The sequence below is a fragment of the Legionella saoudiensis genome, assembly GCF_001465875.1.
Lineage (GTDB): Bacteria > Pseudomonadota > Gammaproteobacteria > Legionellales > Legionellaceae > Legionella > Legionella saoudiensis.
Genome location: NZ_LN901324.1, coordinates 271521 through 292861 on the forward strand (window position 1 = coordinate 271521; position 21341 = coordinate 292861).

Sequence of the window (21341 nt, forward strand, 5' to 3'; positions counted from 1 at the left end):
AATTATGTCTAAGATATTAGTTACTGGTGCCACTGGCTTTGTTGGAAAACGCTTAGTGCCAGCGCTTATTTCTGCTGGGCATGAAGTGCGTTGCGCTGTATCCAAAAAAGTTGATTGGTTAAGAACTGAACAAGTAGTTGTTAATAAATTAGAAAATAATCCTGACTGGAGTGAGGCTCTTGCCGGTATTGACGTAGTAATTCATCTTGCCGCTCGGGTGCATGTGATGAAAGAAACATCCGCTTCAGCCATGGATGATTATTGCAAAATTAATAGTATTGCTACAAGAGATCTGGCCAATCAGGCGGTGCAGCATCGAGTGCGGCGTTTTGTTTTTTTAAGCTCCATTAAAGTAAATGGAGAGTTTACCTTAAAAAATACACCATTCACTGAGGAGAGCATGGCTCAACCTGAAGATCCCTATGGACAAAGCAAGCTGCAGGCAGAACAATATTTGCAAGAGATTAGTCAAGGCACTGGTTTAGAAGTAGTTATTGTTAGACCTCCGCTAATTTATGGACCAGAAGTGAAGGCTAATTTTTTAAAAATGCTGCACCTGGTGCGCAAGGGACTTCCATTACCTTTTGGCCGGGTGAAAAATAGTCGTAGTTTGGTTTATATAGAGAATTTGGTGTCTGCATTATGTACTGTAGCTACTCATCCTAATGCTGCCAACCAAACTTATTTAGTAGCAGATGATGATGCCTTGTCGCTAACCCAAATGATGAGTACCTTAGGTAAGGAAATGGGTAAAGCATCAAGATTAATACCTGTCCCTGTAGGTTTAATGTCATTTACATTTGCCTTGCTTGGCAAGAAAAATATTAATACGCGCTTATTTGGCTCGTTAGAAGTAAGTAATAAAAAAATAAAATCGCAATTGAATTGGGTACCTCCAGTAGCTGCTACTGAAGGATTAAGAGAAACTGTAAAATGGTATCAATGTGAATTCGGCGCTTAGTATCTTTTTTTTAGTATGTTCTATAGTTTTAACGAAAGTATTCTGCCGTATGGCCCAGGGTACTCGGTTAATGGACAAGCCTAATAATCGCTCCATGCACTCCAAACCTACGGTTAGAGGCGGGGGGCTAATATTTATTGGGTTATCACTTATATCTATACCTGTTCTTTGTTATTTGACCCAGACTCCATTTCATGAGCAAGTGATTTTTATGCTGAGCATTTTTATGATTGCAGCAGTGAGTTTTGGCGATGATTTATTTAATTTATCAGTAAAGCCACGTTTTCTGGTTCAATGCGTTGCCGCAGGCCTTGTGGCATGGTTTATGAAACCGGAACAATTGGATTTTGGCTTTTTTACAATGTCCTATTCCTTACTCATTATTCCTTTGGTTTTTTTCTTCGTTCTTTGGTCAATTAATCATTTTAATTTTATGGATGGTCTTGATGGGTTTTGTGCCTCGCAAGCCTTATTCTTATGTGCTTCCTACGCTCTGTTATTTGCCTTACATGGTGCTTCATTCTATCAGGGATTCTGTTTAGTTTTAGCTGCAGGTCTTGTGGGATTTTTGATGTTTAATTTTCCTCCAGCCAAGTTATTTATGGGCGATGTTGGAAGTGCAACTTTAGGTTTAATCAGCTTTTGTATCGCGCTTATTGGGCAGCAAAAATTTCAAATTCCTATTTTGTTCTGGTTTATGCTTAACTGTCTCTTTCTTTTTGATGCTACATTGACGTTGATTCGACGCATGATTCGCAAAGAAAAATGGTCAGCGCCGCATAGAAAACATGCTTATCAACGATTACGACAATCAGGTATTACGGTTCCGGTTATTTTGTTAGGACAATTGGTTTTAAACAGTACCTTTTTTATTTTAGTTATTCTGCTTAATATGGACATATTTATGCCCTTTTATGTTATATTACTCCAGGTAGGTCTTGTTGTACTTGTTTATTGCTTAATTGAAAAAATTTTTCCTATGTTTTGTTCTGAGTTTAGCTCTTGAATTTATTGAAAAATTCCAATTTTCTATTTATAAAGTAAGATGGATTAAAGCTTTCCTTAATACTTTGTTAATAATAAAGGTGTACAATAATAGCCGTGAATTAAATATTGCTTTGTTTTAAGTTATCTTGTAGTTGCAGAGAACAACCATGGATGTACTATGGAGAAGCGAGCGACTACTTTGTTAGGGAGATTTTGTTATGTTGATTTTGACTCGTCGCATTGGCGAAACACTAATTATCGGTGATGACGTTAATATTACTGTTTTAGGTGTAAAAGGTAACCAAGTTCGTTTAGGTATCAATGCACCCAAAGATGTATCTGTACACCGCGAAGAAATTTATTTACGTATACAACAAGAAAAACAATCAGACGATTCTGAAACAACGGTATAAATTGATTTCCTCGCAGTCATCCAGTTCCGAGCGCCTAAAAATGCTCGGGACGAACCTTAAATATTCACTCCCTTCGTTGTAATGTAGTATCTCCTGATGAAAGCAGATGTTTTACACCAAACTTATCTTCTATTATGAGTTGTCCCATAGAATTAATTCCGCAGGCCTTGCCAGCTAATACACCGTGTGCTTGGGTAATTTGAATGTCTTTGTTTGCCAAGTAATCAGACTGGTTCCATTCATTCATAAAGGCATTTAAGTCAGTTTGAATGAATTTATTGAGATAGCATTCTAAATTCTTAATAAGAGAGGCGATTAGGATATTGCGATCAAAATAGCGCTGGGTCATTTCATAAAGAGAGCACCAGGGTTTATCAGGAAGATGATGTTTTTCTGTGTCAGTGTTTACATTCAAACCAATGCCAATAATGACCTGAGCACTTCCATTGGACTCAGCCAAAATTTCAATTAAACTACCACAAAGCTTCTTATCCGCCCAATAAAGATCATTAGGCCATTTAATTTTCACATCAGTAGCTAAGTTAAATTCATTTAAACTGTTTCGTATTGCTAAGCTGGTAATTAAGCTTAAACCTGAGAGCTTACTTAGGTCATAGTTCAAATTCCAACGGCTTGAGCAATAAATATTTTCGCCAAAAGGGGAATGCCATTGTCTCCCAAAACGTCCTCTACCCTGAGTCTGAATTTCTGCACAGCAAATTTCAGGTTGATTGCTCGGTGCTAAATCTTTTAGGAAACGATTTGTGGAATCAACAGAAGTAAATAAATGTATTTTAAACGGACTTGCACTATGTCTTGCTTGCAATTGTTGGGTAATGGATTGCTCGTTAAGTAAAATGAGTTGGTTTGAAAGCTGATAACCTTGTTGGGGAATACTCTTAATCGGAATACCAAAGTCAATCAGTTGCTTAATCTGTTTCCAAATAGCTGAGCGGGTAATACCTAATGCTTGCCCAAGAGCTGAACCACTGTGACAGGCGCCATCCCCTAAAATAGATAATAAGGTGTTCTGTGCCGAAGTAAATTGTATCATACAGCTAAAATCTCAGAGTTGTAGTATTAGGTTGGATCTGAATTATTCCGTGTCTGATTTCTCTAACTGTGGGATGGTAACATAGAGCGCCACTATAACCCACTTCAGGCATGAAGGAACGTAATTGCCAAGTCATATTATTTAAGGGGTCATCCACTAATTGCTGAGTGGGGATAGATGTAGGTACATTAAAATCTTTGGTTGGATAGGCAAGCCCCAATCCACAAGCTTTAATAAAGGCTTCTTTTTGTGACCAAATATGGAAAAATACTGCAGGCTTCAATGCTCGGGGAACCTTACTAAACTCAGCAAGTTCCTGATCAGAAAATGAATTTTTCGCGATTCCCTCATATGGGCGAGCTGAATATTTTTCAACATCAATACCCATAGGAAAGCCTTTTCCCACCGCGAGCATGGCTAAATCGGCAGTATGACTAAGATTAAATTGTAGGCGTGCCGAGTTAATGACTTTAGGTTTACCATGGAAATTATATGAGAACTCCAAGCGCTCAGGGCTAGTATTCAAATAGCGGGCTAAAATAATTCTTAATGTTACTCGTCCAGTAGAAAAACGCCGTTGATGCTTGCTGAAATAAAAGCGAGCAGCGCGTGCCTGTTCTTCTTCATTCAATATTTGCGCTGCATTAGGTAGGTCTTCGGCTAAAGAAAATTGCCAAAGGTCAATTCGGTTTTCATGTAATATGCAATTATCCGTATCTAAATCGGCAAATCCTGTAGTAATCATATTTTTGTTGAATCTGGCATCAATTAGTAATTATAGGTTATCATATACCATGATATTTTAATTTACCAAAGAGTATTGAATGAGCCGACAATTTTTGGACTTTGAACAACCAATTGAAGAGTTGAATCAGAAAATTGAAGCACTACGGATGGTAGGTAATGACAATGAAGTAAACTTAAGCGAGGAGATCGCCCGTCTTGAGGTAAAATGTTCTGAATTAACCGCGCAAGTTTTTTCTAATTTAGAGCCTTGGCAAGTTGCTCAGATGGCTCGCCATCCTTTGCGACCTCAAACTACGGATTACATTGAGCGTATTTTCACTGATTTCCAGGAATTACATGGTGATCGTAGCCATTCCGCAGCGCCTGCAATTATTGGTGGTTTAGCGCGTTTAAATGGCGAGCCTGTAATGGTGCTTGGGCATCAAAAAGGGAAGCGCACCAAGGAAAAAGTCTACCGTAATTTTGGTATGGCACGCCCTGAGGAGTATCGAAAGGCATTACGCTTAATGCACATGGCAGAAAAATTCCACTTGCCCGTGATTACTTTTATTGATACTGCCGGTGCATATCCAGGAATCGGCGCGGAAGAGCGCAACCAATCTGAAGCAATTGCACGTAATTTATTTGTAATGTCACGGTTAAAGACACCTATTATTTGCATCGTTACAGGTGAGGCGGGTTCAGGAGGTGCTTTGGCTATTGGCGTAGGTGATCGGGTTCTTATGCTGCAATTTGGTATTTATTCAGTAATTTCCCCAGAAGGTTGTGCCTCGATACTTTGGAAGGATGCAGCAAAAGCCCCTGATGCTGCTCGAGCAATGCGGATTACTGCTGATAAAATAAATGAAAACTTATTGGTTGATGGGGTAGTTCCTGAACCTTTAGGTGGCGCTCATCGCAATGTAGATGAAATGTCTGCGCGCTTAAAAGAAATCCTGGTAACTGAGTTGCAGGCATTAAAGAAGATGCCTGTAGATAAGCTTATTGAAAAGAGATATCAAAAATTTATGGCTATGGGGGCTGTGAGCTAGTTTTGTTCACTCCCGCCATTCATTTGTCATTGTGAGCGCTGCGAAGCAACCCAGTAACTATGTTCTACGGCATTGTTCTAGGTTCTGCGCTCACCATGAAGTATACAGCGGTTAGTAACTTTGAGTATCAAGTGACAAGAGCTCAGGCACTATAAACCCAACCAATATGAACGGTAGTGCAATGAATCAGACACTATTAAATGCGGAGTGGCTCTCGCGTTTTAAACAATTTGATAAATTAGTTCTAGGCTTCAGTGGTGGGCTTGATTCAACCGTACTGTTACATACCCTTGCCTCTCATCCTTCTTTGCATTCTAAGTTATTGGCAGTACACATTAATCATGGCATAAGTCCTAATGCCATATCCTGGCAACAGCACTGTGAGCAATTTTGTCGTCATTTAGACATTCACTTTATCACTAAGACAGTACAATTTGATCACAGCGCAAATCTTGAGGAACGAGCACGAATCGCTCGATATGCGGTATTTTCTGACCTACTGACAGAAAGAGATTGTTTGATTTTAGGTCATCATCAAGATGATCAGGCTGAAACAGTGCTTTTGCAATTATTACGTGGAGCTGGGGTTGATGGTTTGGCCGCAATGACGGAGCTGGGCGTTTGGAAGAAAGGAATAATCGCTAGACCATTTCTAAATAGCTCTCGTGCCCAGTTGGCGAATTATGCTAAGGCGCAGCAGCTGTCTTGGATTGAGGATGAAAGCAATCAGGACATAAGTTACTCGCGTAATTATTTACGTCAAGAAATTCTACCTTTACTTGCAGACAAATGGCCAGGGGCGTTGGGAAATATTGCCCGCACAGCCATGCATTGTCAGCAGGCCAAAAGTAATTTAGATGCATTAGCCTCACAGGATTGCCCAGAACTGTCTTTGGCAAGTGATTCCTTATGCATTACACCACTTCTTCAACTAGACTTTGCCCGCATTGTTAACGTACTCAGATCCTGGTTGAAAAAAAGACAAATACAAGTACCAACAACAGCGTTATTACATCGAATAATCGATGAGCTCATTTTCGCCCGCATTGATGCTGAACCCCAAGTTAACTGGAATGAGGTGGTGATTCGCCGCTACCAACAATATCTTTATGTGGATAAAAAAAATAAAGCTATTTTGCCACAACACAGTGAGTGGGATGAGTTTCCTTCCCCTTTAATGTTAGGAGTTACTGGTCTTTGTGTTATTGCTGAGCCAACCACCCAAGGCTTAGTTATACCTCCAAAAGCAAGAATAACGATACGATTTAGACAGGGAGGAGAAGTATTCTTCTTACATGGGCAAACCAAACAATTAAAGAAATTATTTCAAGAATGGCAAGTACCTCCTTGGCAGCGTGAGTGTATACCTTTGCTCTACATTAATGATGAACTTGCTGTGGTAATCAATTATGCCATTAGCGATGCATTTTTTAATCACAACTCCCCCCTTGCCTGGTCTTTCAAAACACAACAAGCTTAAGATGGGCATTATGGTTGACCCTTATACATCCGAGTGATATATTTTTTATTGTGCTTAGAGGTAGGTTAGGCCTTAGTGTCGTACCCACTACCATTAAGTTAAGTAAGAATCTTCCTTCTCCATGTAGAGGTAATCCATTCTTGCAAGGCTTAGAGCCACTATAATGGGGAATTCTTTACAAGGGAAATGATAAATGCTTAATTTAATGCAATAAGTGTTGTACTGACCCAATCTACAGTCCACTCAAGAGCTCGAATGTCAATGGACCTGGTATTTAAAAAACTCTGAGGGCTTATAAAATGAATGATTCATTGATTACAGCAATTTTGTTACAAGTAGAAAATCCCTGGGCAAAACCTGAAGACTTCCCCGAGCTTTACACCCGTTTAAAAAGCAATTGCTATAACAGCTATTTTAGTTATCTCAGCTACTTTAGTGGTACTCTAAATGGTGGATTGGAAGATGATTATAAAAATATTAGCAATTTCCTTACGTTAAATAGCAAAGAAGTAATTATTCATATTGATATAGAATCTTTATGGAAACATGCTGAAAGCTTAGTGCTCGAAGCAAATAATAAAACAGATAAAAAATTAGCGTACAAAGCGGGTATTTGCTTGGCTTTAGTTGCTGTATACGCTGAAGATATATCAAGGAAAAAAATAGCTTATGAGCAGTTAGCTAAGTTATTTGCTGAAAAAGGCTTATTAGCAGACCCTTCCTCATTAGAACACTGTAAGACATTTTTAGCTCCTCTAGCCGTAGATACAACATTTCATGCGACTCGAGCAATTATTTGGTCTTGGGAGCTTTGTGAACTAAATAAAGTAAGCGCTTTCGAGCTGAAACGACAAAAGCTACTACAGAAAGAATTTGCTAATCAACCAATAAAGAAAGCACTATTTTTACTTGGGCTGTCTGATGCCGATGTATTGGATAAAGATAAAATACAGGCAGCATGCGATGGATGTAAAAAAAGATTACAAGAGCTCAGTGGAATATCGTTTGAAGAAACTACTATTAATCCTTTATTTAAAGGTTTTAATGAAGCGCAAAATCTACTACTACATTATCAGCACCTTATCAGTTTTAATTACAAAGACAGGTTGCAAACATTAGATAATTTGTTCCAGCAATTTAAAACTTCGGAGATAACCCAAGAGATTGCTTGTACAAGCTTATACCAAGCAATTAATGAACTTGATGCAGTGCTCAATGAAATAGTCCCTATTATTCGTATAGAACCACCATACATAACGGAAGAAATTATTGCAGAGCATGTGGGCGTATATGTAGGTGATACAAAACGTTATAAAGCACAGGAAAAGCTTTACTTATTGATTGGAAAATTTTGGGATGAAATTAGTGCTAAGATAACTCCTTTACTTGCTTCGGTGAAAGGGTTATTAGCTAGCCATGATAATATATCGGTACGCATTGGTCCATTAATTGAATTCGTTACAAAAGCAGAAAAAATTAGTGGACTTATTACCCAAATTAGAGAGGTGCAACTTAATAAATTTAAGAATATACCGTCAGCTAATAATGTAGCTCAGCAATGGGATGAGCTGGGATTGGCTATGAAACAGGTCAAAGAACAAGTTGATTATTATAAGGCATGGGCACGCATGAATGTTCGTGATCTCATTTATCTAAATGAGTGTTTAACTATTAATGAAGTAGTGCGCTCGAAGGATACAGATGCACTTCATCAAATCAGCGAACAGAAGTCATTAAGTGAACATATTGATGGTAAGCTAGATTGGTTGAAGCAATTAAATGGCACCGCTAAAGTCATTGTTGAAAGCGAATTAAAAAGTCAGACATTTGGGGCTTCTGTTTATGAGTCTTTGGAAAGCATGAGACGAAATCTTGAAGGTCATAAGGCTAAACTGTTGCTTTTTAAACAACAGGGGGCTGGTAAACTTAATGACTTGCTACAAAAGAATATCAGTGCTCTTTTACTGTTATATAAGGACGCTGACCAAAAGCTAGAGCAGTGTTTTAAAGAAAGAAATAGCCTGAATTTTTCTTGGGAAAAAAAATGGAGTGAATTTTTAAAGCAGCAACAAGTATTAGATGAAACCTTTAGCGAATTAAATAAAAAAATTCCACCAGATTATGATTCTGCAGAATACATTATTCAGAGTACAGCCAAGCTTATTTTAAAGCTAAGGCAACAGAAAATTATCTTTGAGCAAAAAATAGCGGAAACAAAAAAGAAAATCGAACAAGACGCTATTGATACCTTCCATTATTTGTTCTTAAAAAAGCTTATGGCGCAAGAGGCGCAGTCCTATGGCACAGGAGAAAATGAAGCCTTAGCACAGTTTTTGCAAAAGATAGAACAAATTGGGGACAATGATGATGGACAGCGCTATAGCTCATTAGTGCACCTTATTAAAACCGAGCAGAGTGAGTTAGGGCGATCGCGTGAATTTAATTGCTTTGGATGGCATTGCTCCTCACGCTCTTACGCGCCATTTACCTCTATACTTCATGAGTCTAAAAAGTGGGCATCGCTCATTGCGAAAAAGGATTGGACTAATGCGCCATTAAGTTTAGATGCCTTGCAATACATGATTTTAAAAAACCAAATTGAGCAAGAAACTACGCGTTATTTGAGTTATGGAACGCATCACCAGGATCGTAAGGATTCAATAGCACGTCTTAAGCACCAGATTGAGCTATTAGATCAACAGGAAGGAACCCAGAACCAACGTTTTCAGGTTTTATATGAGAATTTGAAAAAAGAAGTAGAAGCAACAACACATTCTCATTTAAAAGTGGGCTTTTTCCCCAGTTGGCATAGCTGTCGTCTACAAAAAGTCTATGGAGAAATTCTGCAAAATGCCGAGAGTATTAGCGCTCTAGGCTCTGAAGCAGTTGATACATCCATATTAATTGCATAACTTTAAAAAAGTATAGCCAGGGTTGCTTTCGTAATTAGCCACATCATCTTGATGAGTTTGAATGAAATGTACCAGAGTATGTTAAAATGGTTGATTAATTTTATCTGATTCAAATTATGTGGTCTTATTGTGTAATAGCAACTCATGTTACACTCCGCTCATTTTCTTCATTCTAAGGAAAAAGCTCATAATGTTAAATGCCAGTGATACGAAAACTTTAATAAGTACGTTTGAATCCATGACTGAAAATGAGCGTTTAATCACATTAAATAAACCTGATGAAAATGGTAATACAGTATTGCATCTTTTGGCAAAAAATAAGGATATAGAAGGTTTGAAGAGCATTCTATTATTATTGCCTATTGATAAACGCGCAGCAGCAATGAATGCGAAAGATTTAACTGGTAATATTCCCTTACAACTTCTTGGCAAAGAAATTACCCATCTAAAAATACTTCTTGAGCTATTACCAATTAATGAGCGTGCTGGGCTGATAAAAAGTCTTAACAATAAGAAAGACTCTATAATTTGGAGTTATCTTAATAACAAAGAGTTAAAAATGCTTCTTGAGTTAGTGCCTGCTGACGAACTATTGGGGATTTTAAGTGTTGGTACCAGGAGAGGTTACCCGGCTATGTTTGGAGTTTCGAATACCAATCAATTACAGATGATTCTTGATTTGGTTCCAGAATATCACCGCCTGGCGCTGTTAAGTATGGAATTCGACGGCTCTATATATCTTCACGATAACTATACTGATAAAGACTTCCTCCTGGTTGCTCTGAGATCATTATCTGTCAATGAGCGTTTAGCTGTAATGCAAACTCCAAACTCTAATGGTGACTCATTATTAAATCTCATTAGTGACGATGCAGACCTTTTAAAAGATGTAGAGGCTTTATTGCCTCCAGAAGCGTTAAAGAATTATTTACTAGCTAATAATCATAGTAATAAAACGCCAGCCATCCCCATTACGAATTTGAATGATAAAAAAAATAAGTTTTTTGAGCTAAGCTCCCAGGAAATTCAACATTTTCCTAGTTACAAAAAAATTAATGGTGAACCTGTATCTCAACCTACGATGATTTATAATATCCGAGAACTGCAAACTATTAATGAAAACGAATTAGAAACTCATTTATTTGAAGAAGATGACTTTGTTATACCGCCTGCGGTGCAGGGGCGTTCTGTAGTAAAAGCTAAGATTGGGCGCTTATATTTAGAATTCCAACCCGGAGGAAAAGGAAGTTTTATATTAAACATTAAATTAATTGATACCCCAAATAGACAGCTACGCTCCTTTTTAAATTTGAGACAACCACGCTACAACGACTTGGAATTTGAAAATTTATTACCAATAGGGCTGGATGCATTTTATTCCAGCCGAAGTTTTTCTAAGCCATCGATGAGTGCTGAAAGACTTCGACAATATAAAGAAAATTTATGCCCTGCTTTCGAAGTAAAACAAATCCTAACTAAATTGTTATTTAACCAAAACCTTACTGACGAAGAGAAACAATTATTTCATGAGAATTATGGCAGGATATATTTAGGCGACCAATCCGTACCTGCAGAACAAGCTCCGGTTAAAACGCAAGAACCTATTAAAGACATACAACATTTCGGTCTTCATCCAAAAGATAAGCCCACTACTCTTTTTGAAGTTGCTGCTAAAATTGGAGCAACAGCCTTGCTTAGTTTAAGCCTTAGCCAAAATGAAATTGCAGAGATATTAAATGAATATGCAGAAATCAATGTCCTTAAACCTGCGTTTTTTAATAATACTAATGTGAAAAAGGAAATCCTGGACGTTTTTCTTGATAAAAATAGGTTTCAATTAAAAAGTATTATTGATGATATAGATGTACTGCTTCAAAATGCCATAGAACAATTGATCGTAGCGCAACAAGCTAAGACTGCAGCGCATCCAAATGTAGTAAGCCAATTTGGTTTCTTTACTTCCAGTGCTCCTGTTTCACAAGCAGCAGAGTCTAAAAATACTCAGCCATTGCCATAAACGCAGGGTTGAAAAAGCTGCCCCGTTTAGCCAAGGGGCAGTATCAAAGAGTTGTTCTGTTAGATATTTGCAGTTGATAAAAATGTAACAAATAAATTTAAATGCATGCTCTGGAGTAAAGTACCGCGATCAGCTTAGGGACATTGTTTCCTTAGCAAGAGCTACTTAACTCATATACCTCGGTGAAATTTAGCCCCGTGTCATTAAAAGCAAAAACATGCCCACCTTTTGATAAACATAGCTCAACATTCTGGTAAATTAACAGCCAGGCCACCCATAGATGTTTCTTTGTATATACTTTGCATATCCATCCCAGTTTGTTTCATTGTTTTAATAACTTTATCAAGGGAGATGTGATGTTGCCCATCCCCAATCAAAGCCATACGCGTGGCATTAACTGCTTTTACTGAGCCCATGGCATTCCGCTCAATACAGGGTATTTGCACCAATCCTAAAACTGGATCACAAGTCATACCCAGATGATGTTCCATGGCAATTTCCGCAGCATTTTCCACTTGGGCTACGGTTCCACCTAACACAGCAGTAAGTCCTGCTGCTGCCATCGAAGAGGCGACTCCTACCTCGCCTTGGCAACCAACTTCTGCACCAGAAATCGAGGCTCCTTTCTTATACAATATGCCAATAGCGGCGGCAGTAAGAAAATAAGTATAAACATCCTCATTGCTCATGCGATCATGCGCTTGCTGGCAATACTTTAAGACGGCAGGAATAATGCCGGCAGCACCATTAGTTGGTGCGGTAACGATACGTCCGCCAGAAGCATTTTCTTCATTAACGGCCATGGCGTATAAATTGAGTTGATTCATGATATCCGAATTTTCGTATACGCTTTTAACTCCTTGCTGATCCATTAATTTCTTATAGAGCGCTGGTGCGCGTCTTTTTAAATTAAGGCCACCGGGCAAAATTCCTTCATGTTTGCAACCATTTGCAATACACTCATCCATTACTTTGGCAATGGCCAGAATTCCTTTATGAATTTCTTCAGCGCTACGCCAGGTCAATTCATTTTGGAACATAAGCTCAGCAATAGTTAACTTATTGTCTTCACATAGTTTTAATAATTCAGCGGCGGTTGAGAAGGGGTAGGGAGGCGGATTGGCATCCTCTGTAGCTTTATGAAAATCTTCTTCTGTGGTAATAAACCCACCACCGATTGAATAATAGACTTGGGCAATTAATAAGTTATTTTGACTATCAAAGGCGGAAAAACGTAGGCCATTGGTGTGCAAGGGTAAAAGTTCTTTTTGCAGAAATGGAAAATCAGTTGTTTTATCAAATCGAATATTTTTTTTGCCCGCGAGATTTAATGTTTGTGTCCTAAGGATTTCTTCCATGCGTGGTACCATGGATTCAGGTATTACAGTTTCAGGGGCTTTATTTTCTAAACCATTTAAAATAGCTTTATCGGTGCCATGTCCTTTTCCAGTTAAGGCTAGCGAGCCATAGAGCTCGATTTTAACCCGTTCAGTCGTATTGATTAATTGTTTTTCTTCAAGTAAGGCTAAAAATGCATTCGCAGCAAGCATAGGGCCTACGGTATGAGAGCTTGAGGGGCCAATGCCAATAGAAAATAAATCAAATACACTAATGTTCATGAGTTTTCTATCTCTTGTTTTAAATAGAGGCAAGTGTAGAAGGATCTTACCTCTTTGTCTATTTCTAATTAAATTATATATTACTGGTAATTTAATGTATTTTTAGGCAGAATAAACGAGGATTTTTTCAAGGTTTTATATCTTTCAATTATTGGGAAAGATATCTACTATAAGCAAAAGACTAAAAGGGGATTCTTTATGAAGATGAGATTGGTCACTGCAGCCGTTTTAGGGCTTGCAATGTCTACTGCAATGGCTGCTGATGCATTAGTTACGGACAAAGATAAATTGTCTTACAGTATCGGTGCAGATTTAGGGAAAAATTTTAAAAGTCAAGGCATTGATATCAATCCTGAAGTATTAGCGAAAGGAATGCAAGATGGAATGTCTGGCGCTCAATTGATTTTAACTGAACAGCAAATGAAAGATGTTCTAAATAAATTTCAAAAAGATTTAATGGCTAAGCGCAGCGCAGAATTCAATAAAAAAGCTGAAGAAAACAAATCTAAAGGCGAAGCGTTTTTAAGCTCTAATAAAGCAAAAGCTGGTGTGGTAGTATTACCAAGTGGCTTACAATATAAAATTCTTGAAGCAGGCACAGGTGCTAAGCCAGGAAAAGAAGATACTGTAACTGTAGATTACACTGGTACTTTAATTGATGGTACTGTATTTGACAGCACTCAAAAAACTGGTAAACCTGCTACATTCCAAGTGTCACAAGTTATTCCAGGCTGGACTGAAGCATTACAATTAATGCCTGCTGGTTCTACTTGGGAAATTTTTGTTCCTGCCGATTTAGCTTATGGCCCACGAAGTGTTGGTGGTCCTATTGGTCCTAATGAGACTTTGATTTTCAAAATTCATTTGATCTCTGTTAAAAAAGCAGCAGCTTAATATTCCTTGTCCACCCTGGTGTTCTATCCCAGGGTGAGCTTCCACTTCTTTTATGCTTCAAGTGATTTGATAATGAACAAGCGTCTGTTGATCATTTTCATTCTAGGTTTTTCTTCTGGTTTGCCCATGGCATTAATCAGCAGTACGCTGCAAGCCTGGTATGCGTCCAATGGAATGTCTGTGTTCGTTACTGGCACCTTAAGTTTAATCAGTTTGCCCTATGCATATCGTATTTTTTGGGGACCGATTTTAGATCGCTATTCTCTATTTTCCTTAGGTAAGAGACGAAGTTGGATTTTGACTATGCAATGTTTATTGCTGGTGGGATTTAATTTAATGGCTTGGTTTACTCCTGAGCAGCATCCAAAACTTTTGTCTGTATTAGCCTTTGTTTTAGCTTGTTTTTCTGCAACTCAAGATGTTGCAATTGATGCTCACCGAGCTGAGTATTTACCAGTGCCTGAGCATGCATTAGGAGCATCTTTAGCCGTATTTGGTTATAGGCTGGCTTTATTAATTTCGGGTGGCTTTGCTTTGGTTATGGCACAAAAATTAGGTTGGGCTTTTACTTACCGCTTTATGGGGCTATTGATGAGTGTTGGTATGCTGGCGACATTATTCAGTAAAGAGCCAAGCACAGTACCAAGACAGAAAGCTCCTCTTGCCCAGTCATTTATAGCCCCTATTAAAGAATTATTAATACGTCCCGGTATTATTTATTTGTTAGGTTTTATTTTTTGCTACAAGTTGGGTGAAGCTTTTACCACAACGACTAGTGGCATTGTCATGCCATTTTTGATTCAGGGTTTAGGATTTTCTTTAGATACTATTGGATATGTCAATAAGATGTTAGGAGTTGGCTCTATCTTATTAGGTGGCTTGCTGGCAGGACTTATATTAACCCGTTGCTCATTGTATCGAGCTTTATTTGCGTTTGGTTTATTACAAGCCTTAACCAATGTTTTATTTGTGGCCTTAGCAATGATTGGCAAAAACGTAGTCTTATTATCGATTGCGGTCTTTTTTGATAATTTTGCTGCCGGCATGGGATCTACTGCATTAGTTGCTTTATTTATGCGTTTAGTGAATAAGCAATATACGGGAACCCAATTTTCCATGCTGGTAGCTTTATCTACGATCCCTCGTATTATTTCAGGCCCGGTGGCAGCCTCCATTCAAATGGCCATAGGCTGGATGGGGCTATATCAGCTTTCTATTGCCTTTGCTCTGGCATTTATTCCGTTTTTGGTTTTAATCAAGAGCCAAACCGAAGAGTCACAAAAACAAGAAGAAAGCTTACTTGAATTAAATCCAACACGTTAATTCTAATGTAACCTGGTTGTTAGCAACTAATGGCACTTACTTAAGCTCCAAGCATGAAGTGTAGGCTAGTGCTGAGCATCGCGAAGCCCAGCATGGATGTGGCATTGAGCCTCGGCGCTGGGCTTCGTTGCACTCAGCACCAGCCTACAAAATCCCTTAAGTTAGCAACCAGGTTTTCCCCGCAACGGCAATGCAGGAAATGCGGTTAAACGCTTCTAAACCATCCGCCATAGGAAACTGAGTTTTTCAATTCATTAATACGTATTTTAGTTTTTTCAAGAACACAAGCTTTATAAACCAAACGTGCACGTACTGCATCTTGAGCGGCGCGTGACATAAAACGGCAATCCGTTTCTTTAAATTTAATCCATAATAATTCTGATTGTTCTAGAGCCTTATTACCACCAAAGCTGGAATACAGACCATTTAATTTACCATCATAAAAGGCCAATTGCTTATCAAGACACTGTTCAAAAAGTCCGAGATGATCGAAGGTTCGGCAATTACTTTTATACATGTACTCGCCCGCATGTAGCTGCACGTTAAAGGCAATGAAACTAATAAAAAGACCAAGCTTGAAGAACTTCATAGGTGTTCCTTTTTTCCATTAAATGTTAGTTTGCTATATCAGCAAAAAGCTGATATTTCCATGGTTCCCAATTCCGTAGTTGGGGGAGTGATAGGCTATCAGTACTTTAAAAAAAAGCAATAGAGCCCCCATTTATTTTGTAAATAAAATCTTCGTAACGTCAAATATTCTACATTGTGCTTCTATTTTGGAATCTAAGCTTCTAATAATACAGCACTTTTCAAAAAAAATATTCGTATAGTTCCTTGCATACTCATAAATCGTAAACCATATTAAATCCAGGTGTTGTCTAATTTAATTTTATAAACCTGAGTTAGCCGTAAATCTGGATGCAGTTGGTCACTATGAGTGTTTGTACCTTATTCAGTGCGCTTGTATTACTCCACAATTAAGGAAAAATAATCATGAAAAAGATTTCGCATATTGTAATGATGGGAGATAGTTTAAGCGATCGAGGAACTGTAGATAAGGCTCAATTATTTGGATGTATCCCCATGGCATGGTTTGCCGGGCTCATAGGAACGTCTCCAAAAGGAAGATTTACCAATGGCTATGTTTGGGCAGATGTAATTAGCGCATTTTTTGCTAATGACTTTCTAATTAAAGAGCTTAAAGCAAAATATGGCTACAGTAATGATGATCTTGCTGACGCGATAATTGCCAAAGAAAAAGGGGTAACGGACAGCCTTAGTTATGATTACAACCTCGATAATGATCTTTATGTAACATTTGAAGGACGTGATTTTATTCGCTCTTATGACGAAGGTGGTCTAAGCGCCTATAATTATGCTTGGAAACCAAGCAGCAGTATCACCCGGTTTTTCAGCCGTATTATTTTATCTACCTTAGAGAAAAAGCGTGAAAAACTTTTAGCTTACGATGAAGAAAACCACGTAACTGAATTACAAAAAGAGCAAACACTAGTTATTGAATGGTCTGGAGCAAATGACTTAATCACTGTAAATGCTGAGCCATCAATTGCTGAAGTTGATAGAGCAATTAAAGAACGAGTAAAAAATATTGAAGTGCTTCTGCAAAAGGGATACCGCAATTTTGTCTGGTTTAACTTACCTGATCTTTCATTAACGCCACGTTTTCAAAATAAGACGGGCGATTCAGGAGAAAAGGCTCGCGCTAATGCTCATCAATGTGTTAATTATTTTAATCAGGAACTGGCTAAAGCCTGTGAAAAATTTAAGACGATGTTTCCCCACTGTTATTTTGATGTTTTCGACATCAATAGTGTTTTTGTTCAGGCTTATAGTAATCCAGAAAAATATGGCCTGGATCCCGCTAAGTTAAAACAACCTTTTACTACCTCGCCAGATTTTAGGATTTTACCTAATAAAACAGCTCCAGCTAAGGGATATGCATTTTGGGATGATATCCATCCGACAGCAGATGTTCACGCAATATTAGGAAATGAGTTTTATAAAAAATACAATCCGCAATTTGCATTTACTGAACCAGAAGACAATGTTAATCCAGTGATAAATGTTTCTTCTGCTCAATTACAAAAAGCCTTTTGCACCCGCTATGCAGATAAATTGGCAAAAACGCATTCAGGTTTTTTTGGACATAAAAAAGCAAGTCTTCCATACCAAACGGCAACCCTTGATGAAATTTTGCAACATGCCTTTACTGAAAATGGAAGTGATGTTCGCGAAGTGCTTTCTGAGTTGCAGTGGATTAACAAGGCAGGGGAACTGAATTTAAGGATTCCTGCTTTAGAAAAAGCAATGGCTAAATTGCAAGCTCCAGAACTCAATGCAGTTACACCAATTGTTTAAAAAAATAGCCCGTATTAGACGAAGTTGTAATACGGGCTACTACGCTACTATGCCCTGAGTCCTAACCATTCATCCTATACTAGGATTCCACTTCAACTTACATTCAGTGTATAATGGCACCAATTTATTTCCAGGTTGCACCATGAATAAGCAGGACTTTTATTTTGATTTACCCGCTGAGCTTATTGCTCAATATCCCTTAGCTAATCGCAGTGATTCTCGGCTCTTAACTTATAATCGCCAAAGTGGCGAGTATGGCCATCACCAATTTAAAGAGATTGCTGATTTTCTTAAACCCGGTGATCTTTTAGTCATGAATAATTCTAAAGTTATCCCGGCGCGTCTTTATGGACAGAAGGCAACAGGCGGTAAGGTAGAGTTATTGGTTGAGCGGATTACTGGAGAGTTTACTTTTCTAGCCCATATAAAAGCCAGTAAAGCATTAAAGCCTGGCGCCGTAATTTATTTAGCTCAAGAAAAGCAGCTAGAGGTTATTGACCGCAATGATGATTTATTTGTTTGTAAAGCCAATATGGATGTATTGACGTTATTGCATGGAGTAGGGCATATCCCTTTACCCCCATACATTACACGCAGTGATGAAGATTTAGATGAAGATCGCTATCAAACTATTTATGCCCAATATGAGGGCTCTGTGGCAGCGCCAACAGCAGGATTACATTTTGATGATGCAGTAATAAACAGCTTAAAGGCACGTGGTGTCCAGATTGCTTATGTTACACTTCACGTAGGTGCAGGTACTTTTAGGCCTGTACGTTGTGACGACATTAAAGAACATAAAATGCACAGCGAGCACTTTACAATTACCCCCGAGCTTTGTGCGGCGGTGGAGGCGACTAAAGCTGCTGGAAACCGTGTGATTGCAATTGGCACCACGGCATTACGGAGTTTGGAAAGTGCGGCTCAAAATGGTGCGCTTACCCCATGCAGTCAAGATACGGATATTTTCATTTATCCTGGATATGAATTTAAAATTTGTGATGGCTTAATGACAAACTTTCATTTGCCTGAATCTACATTATTAATGTTAGTTTCTGCATTTATCGGCCATAAAGAAGCAATGGCTCTCTATCAAGAGGCAATTGCGAAAGGTTATCGATTTTTTAGTTATGGTGATACCAGTTTATTGCTCTAAAGGGAGATAGTGAATGTTGGCAACAACGCAAAGTTACATACCAGTAGGCACTTCAGAGGCAGGCTTATGCTTAACTGCTGCTAATTGGCAGGAAGCAAAAGTAAATACCTTATCATTCTCTTTAGAGTTTCTACTCTATAAGCCTGGTATTGCCTTGTTAAAAAAGATATCTTTGTCCAAATACTTGGGGTGGTCCGGCGCGATTATTTTAAATGCCAGTTCACTAAGTGCCAATCGAGAGGGCACTTATCTTCTTAAATCACCTTTTGATGGTTCTAAAACTAAACTATCTGCAATGGAATTGGTAGAGCTTATCGTGCATTTAAATCCTGACGCAGTAATTCTTCCTAAAAAAATTCTTCAGGATTGCCCACAACTTTGGACGATTTTGAAGAAATCTATTATGCCTTTTTTTAATGCAGAAGAGTTAAGCCAATACCAGCCTAGTCAAGAGCATGGGGTCTATTTCCATGAGACAGATGCTTCTTTATTGGAGAAATGGGCACAGGTTCCACGTTACGTGATGGGTGATTTTAATGCAGAATCCATAAACCACCTGCGTGCACAAGGCGTAGAGTATATTGAAACAGATGCGCCGGTCAATGCAGCCTTTAATGGCAAGGTTTATAGCCGACAAGGTGAGATTGATTTAACTAATAAAGTTACAGAAATACAATTTGAGCCAATTGATTCGACCTGTACTTGTCCTGTTTGCACCCAACAATTTACCAAGGCTTATTTTCATCACTTAATTGAGCATACCCCTTTACTTTGCCAGCGATTTTTAATTCAGCATAATGTATTTTGGATGGCGAATTAGCAAAAACCAATTAAGCTTATAGATAGTAAACAATAAAGGATTATTCATGATAAACGTTAATATCTTAGGCTTTGAAGACCTAACACTCACGGACGTGATCTTTGATTATAATGGTACCTTAGCTGTTGATGGTATTTTAATCAAAGGTGTTGCTGAGCAGCTCATTGCATTAGCCGAAAAAATTAATATTCACGTGGTGACTGGCGATAGTTTAGGCACCGCGAGAGACGAACTAAAAGGCATACCTTGTACGGTGTTTATCACTCCACAACGAGAGCAAGGTTTGGCGAAACAGGCGTATATACAGAAATTAAATCCCCAAAGTACTATCTCCATAGGTAATGGCAGAAATGATCAACAAATCATGAAGGAATCAGCGGTAGGGGTGATTATCTTAGGTCCGGAAGGGGCTGCAAAAGAGGCTGTGATGGCTGCCGATATTATAGTAACAAATATTTTCGATGCGATTAATTTACTACTTCATCCTGGACATTTGCTGTCCACTTTGAGATCTTGATAAATGCTTGGCGTAAAAAAAACTCTACGCCAAGCCTATTGGATCTTCTTATTTTAATCCAGGTACTTCTTCGTGTTGCACTACTTGATCTTGTGCAGATACTGTTGGTAGAGACTTGCGCAAAAGATTAGTATCAGGCACTGGCACGTAACCTACGCTAGAATCATCTTTGGGAACTGTACTGAAATTGAGCCCAGATGCCATTTTGTTATAAGATGATAGGTTCTCTTGGCTTTTGCTTATTGGCAAACGGAAATCAGCTGAAAGCGGTTGTACTGGCTCTACATGACCTTCGGTGCTCCATTGTGAAGGAGACTCATCCTTCTTCTCACGTGGAGATTCAAAATTATCCTCTTCATCTGAACTATAGTCTGATGAGTGTTCATCAGAAGAATGATTTGAATGGTGTGAATGAGAGGAGTGATTTGAATGAGAAGAAGATAATAAATCGTTTTCTTCGTCTGTATCTTCGTCATCAAAAAGATCGTTGCGTGGATTAGAACTATTATTTTTAGTAGATGGCTTGGAATTAAACACATTCACTACAGCCTTAGCTGCCACACCCGCTACTCCACCAACCAGCAAGAATGGAGACCAAAGAACTGCACCAATAGTATTGAATAAACCACCGTTAGTAAGGCGTGATTTTAATAAATCTAAAGGGCCATGCTCACTGCTATAACATTCTCTCGCACCAGAGAACATATAAGCTACACCAATAGAACCATAAACGATTAGTGCGCTAAGGCTTAAAGTAGATAGGCCTAAGAATGCGGTGCTACTTGTAGCAATCAACATAGGAGCGGTCATATATTCAAAGTAGCCAAGAATAAAAAGAAATGGTGAACCCAGTAAAAGGCCTGCAAACATTAAAAAAACACCGGTATCAGCTTGATGATTACGGTGACCATGATAGTGGCCATGACCGTAATAGCCGGGGCCGTTATAGACGCGAACGCGGGGCATATTCTCTCCTTTAGTATTAATTATTTTTAACCGGGCGCCATTATATTCAATAATTAATCATTTTT

Annotated in this window: 18 protein-coding genes; 13 read left to right on the top strand and 5 right to left on the bottom strand. The window is 38.5% G+C overall.

What is annotated here, in order from left to right; genetic code table 11:
• The first annotated feature begins 4 nt into the window (after positions 1-4).
• From BN3124_RS10280 to csrA, 3 genes are all read left to right on the top strand, one after another.
• Positions 5-961, top strand: coding sequence for a UDP-glucose 4-epimerase family protein (locus BN3124_RS10280; RefSeq protein WP_058534714.1), 957 nt, complete (start codon positions 5-7; stop codon positions 959-961).
• A complete protein-coding gene (locus tag BN3124_RS10285) occupies positions 945-1967 on the top strand; it encodes an MraY family glycosyltransferase (RefSeq protein ID WP_149865246.1) in 1023 nt (340 codons plus the stop codon). Before BN3124_RS10280 ends, BN3124_RS10285 begins: the two co-directional genes overlap by 17 nt.
• Before the next feature lie 199 nt (positions 1968-2166).
• On the top strand, positions 2167-2361 hold the full coding sequence (gene csrA / locus BN3124_RS10290) for a carbon storage regulator CsrA (RefSeq protein ID WP_006869248.1): 195 nt from the start codon (positions 2167-2169) through the stop codon (positions 2359-2361).
• A 64-nt stretch (positions 2362-2425) separates the two neighbouring features.
• Here the strand turns inward: csrA and BN3124_RS10295 are convergent, their stop codons facing one another.
• Together BN3124_RS10295 and BN3124_RS10300 are read right to left on the bottom strand one after the other, a co-directional pair.
• Complete coding sequence (locus BN3124_RS10295; RefSeq protein ID WP_149865247.1) at positions 2426-3415, bottom strand: biotin--[acetyl-CoA-carboxylase] ligase; 990 nt, start codon at positions 3413-3415, stop codon at positions 2426-2428.
• 4 nt (positions 3416-3419) lie between these two features.
• Positions 3420-4160 carry a 4'-phosphopantetheinyl transferase family protein gene (locus BN3124_RS10300; protein ID WP_058534716.1) on the bottom strand — a complete coding sequence of 247 codons (741 nt, stop codon included), beginning with the start codon at positions 4158-4160 and terminating at the stop codon, positions 3420-3422.
• Between the two features lie 79 nt (positions 4161-4239).
• On the opposite strand from BN3124_RS10300, the gene BN3124_RS10305 reads away from it, so the two are divergent.
• The 4 genes from BN3124_RS10305 (at position 4240) to BN3124_RS10320 (ending at position 11602) form a co-directional block, all read left to right on the top strand.
• Positions 4240-5193 carry an acetyl-CoA carboxylase carboxyltransferase subunit alpha gene (locus BN3124_RS10305; protein ID WP_058534717.1) on the top strand — a complete coding sequence of 318 codons (954 nt, stop codon included), beginning with the start codon at positions 4240-4242 and terminating at the stop codon, positions 5191-5193.
• A 181-nt stretch (positions 5194-5374) separates the two neighbouring features.
• Complete coding sequence (gene tilS, locus BN3124_RS10310) at positions 5375-6673, top strand: tRNA lysidine(34) synthetase TilS (RefSeq protein WP_058535871.1); 1299 nt, start codon at positions 5375-5377, stop codon at positions 6671-6673.
• 299 nt (positions 6674-6972) lie between these two features.
• Complete coding sequence (locus tag BN3124_RS10315; protein WP_058534718.1) at positions 6973-9585, top strand: hypothetical protein; 2613 nt, start codon at positions 6973-6975, stop codon at positions 9583-9585.
• Between the two features lie 190 nt (positions 9586-9775).
• A complete protein-coding gene (locus BN3124_RS10320) occupies positions 9776-11602 on the top strand; it encodes an ankyrin repeat domain-containing protein (protein WP_058534719.1) in 1827 nt (608 codons plus the stop codon).
• A 242-nt stretch (positions 11603-11844) separates the two neighbouring features.
• Here the strand turns inward: BN3124_RS10320 and BN3124_RS10325 are convergent, their stop codons facing one another.
• Positions 11845-13221 (bottom strand): L-serine ammonia-lyase, encoded by a 1377-nt coding sequence (locus BN3124_RS10325; RefSeq protein WP_058534720.1) that lies wholly within the window; start codon positions 13219-13221, stop codon positions 11845-11847.
• Between the two features lie 198 nt (positions 13222-13419).
• Between BN3124_RS10325 and BN3124_RS10330 the strand changes: the two genes are divergently transcribed.
• Entirely contained in the window at positions 13420-14115 is a 696-nt protein-coding gene (locus BN3124_RS10330; RefSeq protein ID WP_058534721.1) for a BamJ family beta-barrel-assembly machinery protein, read from the top strand.
• A gap of 72 nt (positions 14116-14187) precedes the next feature.
• Positions 14188-15438, top strand: coding sequence for an AmpG family muropeptide MFS transporter (locus tag BN3124_RS10335; RefSeq protein ID WP_058534722.1), 1251 nt, complete (start codon positions 14188-14190; stop codon positions 15436-15438).
• Between the two features lie 205 nt (positions 15439-15643).
• Here BN3124_RS10335 and BN3124_RS10340 read toward each other — a convergent pair whose 3' ends face one another.
• The gene (locus tag BN3124_RS10340) at positions 15644-16027 is read right to left on the bottom strand and encodes a lysozyme inhibitor LprI family protein (protein ID WP_058534723.1); all 384 of its coding nucleotides are present in this window, start codon (positions 16025-16027) and stop codon (positions 15644-15646) included.
• A 404-nt stretch (positions 16028-16431) separates the two neighbouring features.
• On the opposite strand from BN3124_RS10340, the gene BN3124_RS10345 reads away from it, so the two are divergent.
• The 4 genes from BN3124_RS10345 (at position 16432) to BN3124_RS10360 (ending at position 20310) form a co-directional block, all read left to right on the top strand.
• Positions 16432-17817, top strand: a complete 1386-nt coding sequence (locus BN3124_RS10345; RefSeq protein WP_058534724.1) for an SGNH/GDSL hydrolase family protein — start codon at positions 16432-16434, stop codon at positions 17815-17817.
• A 142-nt stretch (positions 17818-17959) separates the two neighbouring features.
• Entirely contained in the window at positions 17960-18973 is a 1014-nt protein-coding gene (gene queA / locus BN3124_RS10350) for a tRNA preQ1(34) S-adenosylmethionine ribosyltransferase-isomerase QueA (RefSeq protein ID WP_058535872.1), read from the top strand.
• 13 nt (positions 18974-18986) lie between these two features.
• Positions 18987-19793 carry a tRNA-guanine transglycosylase gene (locus tag BN3124_RS10355; protein ID WP_058534725.1) on the top strand — a complete coding sequence of 269 codons (807 nt, stop codon included), beginning with the start codon at positions 18987-18989 and terminating at the stop codon, positions 19791-19793.
• Between the two features lie 46 nt (positions 19794-19839).
• Positions 19840-20310 carry an HAD family hydrolase gene (locus BN3124_RS10360; protein ID WP_058534726.1) on the top strand — a complete coding sequence of 157 codons (471 nt, stop codon included), beginning with the start codon at positions 19840-19842 and terminating at the stop codon, positions 20308-20310.
• A 48-nt stretch (positions 20311-20358) separates the two neighbouring features.
• Here BN3124_RS10360 and BN3124_RS10365 read toward each other — a convergent pair whose 3' ends face one another.
• Positions 20359-21276 carry a hypothetical protein gene (locus BN3124_RS10365; protein ID WP_058534727.1) on the bottom strand — a complete coding sequence of 306 codons (918 nt, stop codon included), beginning with the start codon at positions 21274-21276 and terminating at the stop codon, positions 20359-20361.
• Between the last annotated feature and the right edge of the window lie 65 nt (positions 21277-21341).

Excerpts from the sequence above, each read along its gene's own strand:
- queA (WP_058535872.1), top strand. The coding sequence starts at position 17,960 with ATGAATAAGCAGGACTTTTATTTTGATTTACCCGCTGAGCTTATTGCT.
- BN3124_RS10295 (WP_149865247.1), bottom strand. The coding sequence starts at position 3,415 with ATGATACAATTTACTTCGGCACAGAACACCTTATTATCTATTTTAGGG.
- tilS (WP_058535871.1), top strand. The coding sequence starts at position 5,375 with ATGAATCAGACACTATTAAATGCGGAGTGGCTCTCGCGTTTTAAACAA.
- csrA (WP_006869248.1), top strand. The coding sequence starts at position 2,167 with ATGTTGATTTTGACTCGTCGCATTGGCGAAACACTAATTATCGGTGAT.
- BN3124_RS10280 (WP_058534714.1), top strand. The coding sequence starts at position 5 with ATGTCTAAGATATTAGTTACTGGTGCCACTGGCTTTGTTGGAAAACGC.
- BN3124_RS10340 (WP_058534723.1), bottom strand. The coding sequence starts at position 16,027 with ATGAAGTTCTTCAAGCTTGGTCTTTTTATTAGTTTCATTGCCTTTAAC.
- BN3124_RS10335 (WP_058534722.1), top strand. The coding sequence starts at position 14,188 with ATGAACAAGCGTCTGTTGATCATTTTCATTCTAGGTTTTTCTTCTGGT.
- BN3124_RS10360 (WP_058534726.1), top strand. The coding sequence starts at position 19,840 with ATGATAAACGTTAATATCTTAGGCTTTGAAGACCTAACACTCACGGAC.
- BN3124_RS10355 (WP_058534725.1), top strand. The coding sequence starts at position 18,987 with ATGTTGGCAACAACGCAAAGTTACATACCAGTAGGCACTTCAGAGGCA.
- BN3124_RS10365 (WP_058534727.1), bottom strand. The coding sequence starts at position 21,276 with ATGCCCCGCGTTCGCGTCTATAACGGCCCCGGCTATTACGGTCATGGC.
- BN3124_RS10330 (WP_058534721.1), top strand. The coding sequence starts at position 13,420 with ATGAAGATGAGATTGGTCACTGCAGCCGTTTTAGGGCTTGCAATGTCT.
- BN3124_RS10315 (WP_058534718.1), top strand. The coding sequence starts at position 6,973 with ATGAATGATTCATTGATTACAGCAATTTTGTTACAAGTAGAAAATCCC.
- BN3124_RS10300 (WP_058534716.1), bottom strand. The coding sequence starts at position 4,160 with ATGATTACTACAGGATTTGCCGATTTAGATACGGATAATTGCATATTA.
- BN3124_RS10345 (WP_058534724.1), top strand. The coding sequence starts at position 16,432 with ATGAAAAAGATTTCGCATATTGTAATGATGGGAGATAGTTTAAGCGAT.
- BN3124_RS10320 (WP_058534719.1), top strand. The coding sequence starts at position 9,776 with ATGTTAAATGCCAGTGATACGAAAACTTTAATAAGTACGTTTGAATCC.
- BN3124_RS10325 (WP_058534720.1), bottom strand. The coding sequence starts at position 13,221 with ATGAACATTAGTGTATTTGATTTATTTTCTATTGGCATTGGCCCCTCA.
- BN3124_RS10305 (WP_058534717.1), top strand. The coding sequence starts at position 4,240 with ATGAGCCGACAATTTTTGGACTTTGAACAACCAATTGAAGAGTTGAAT.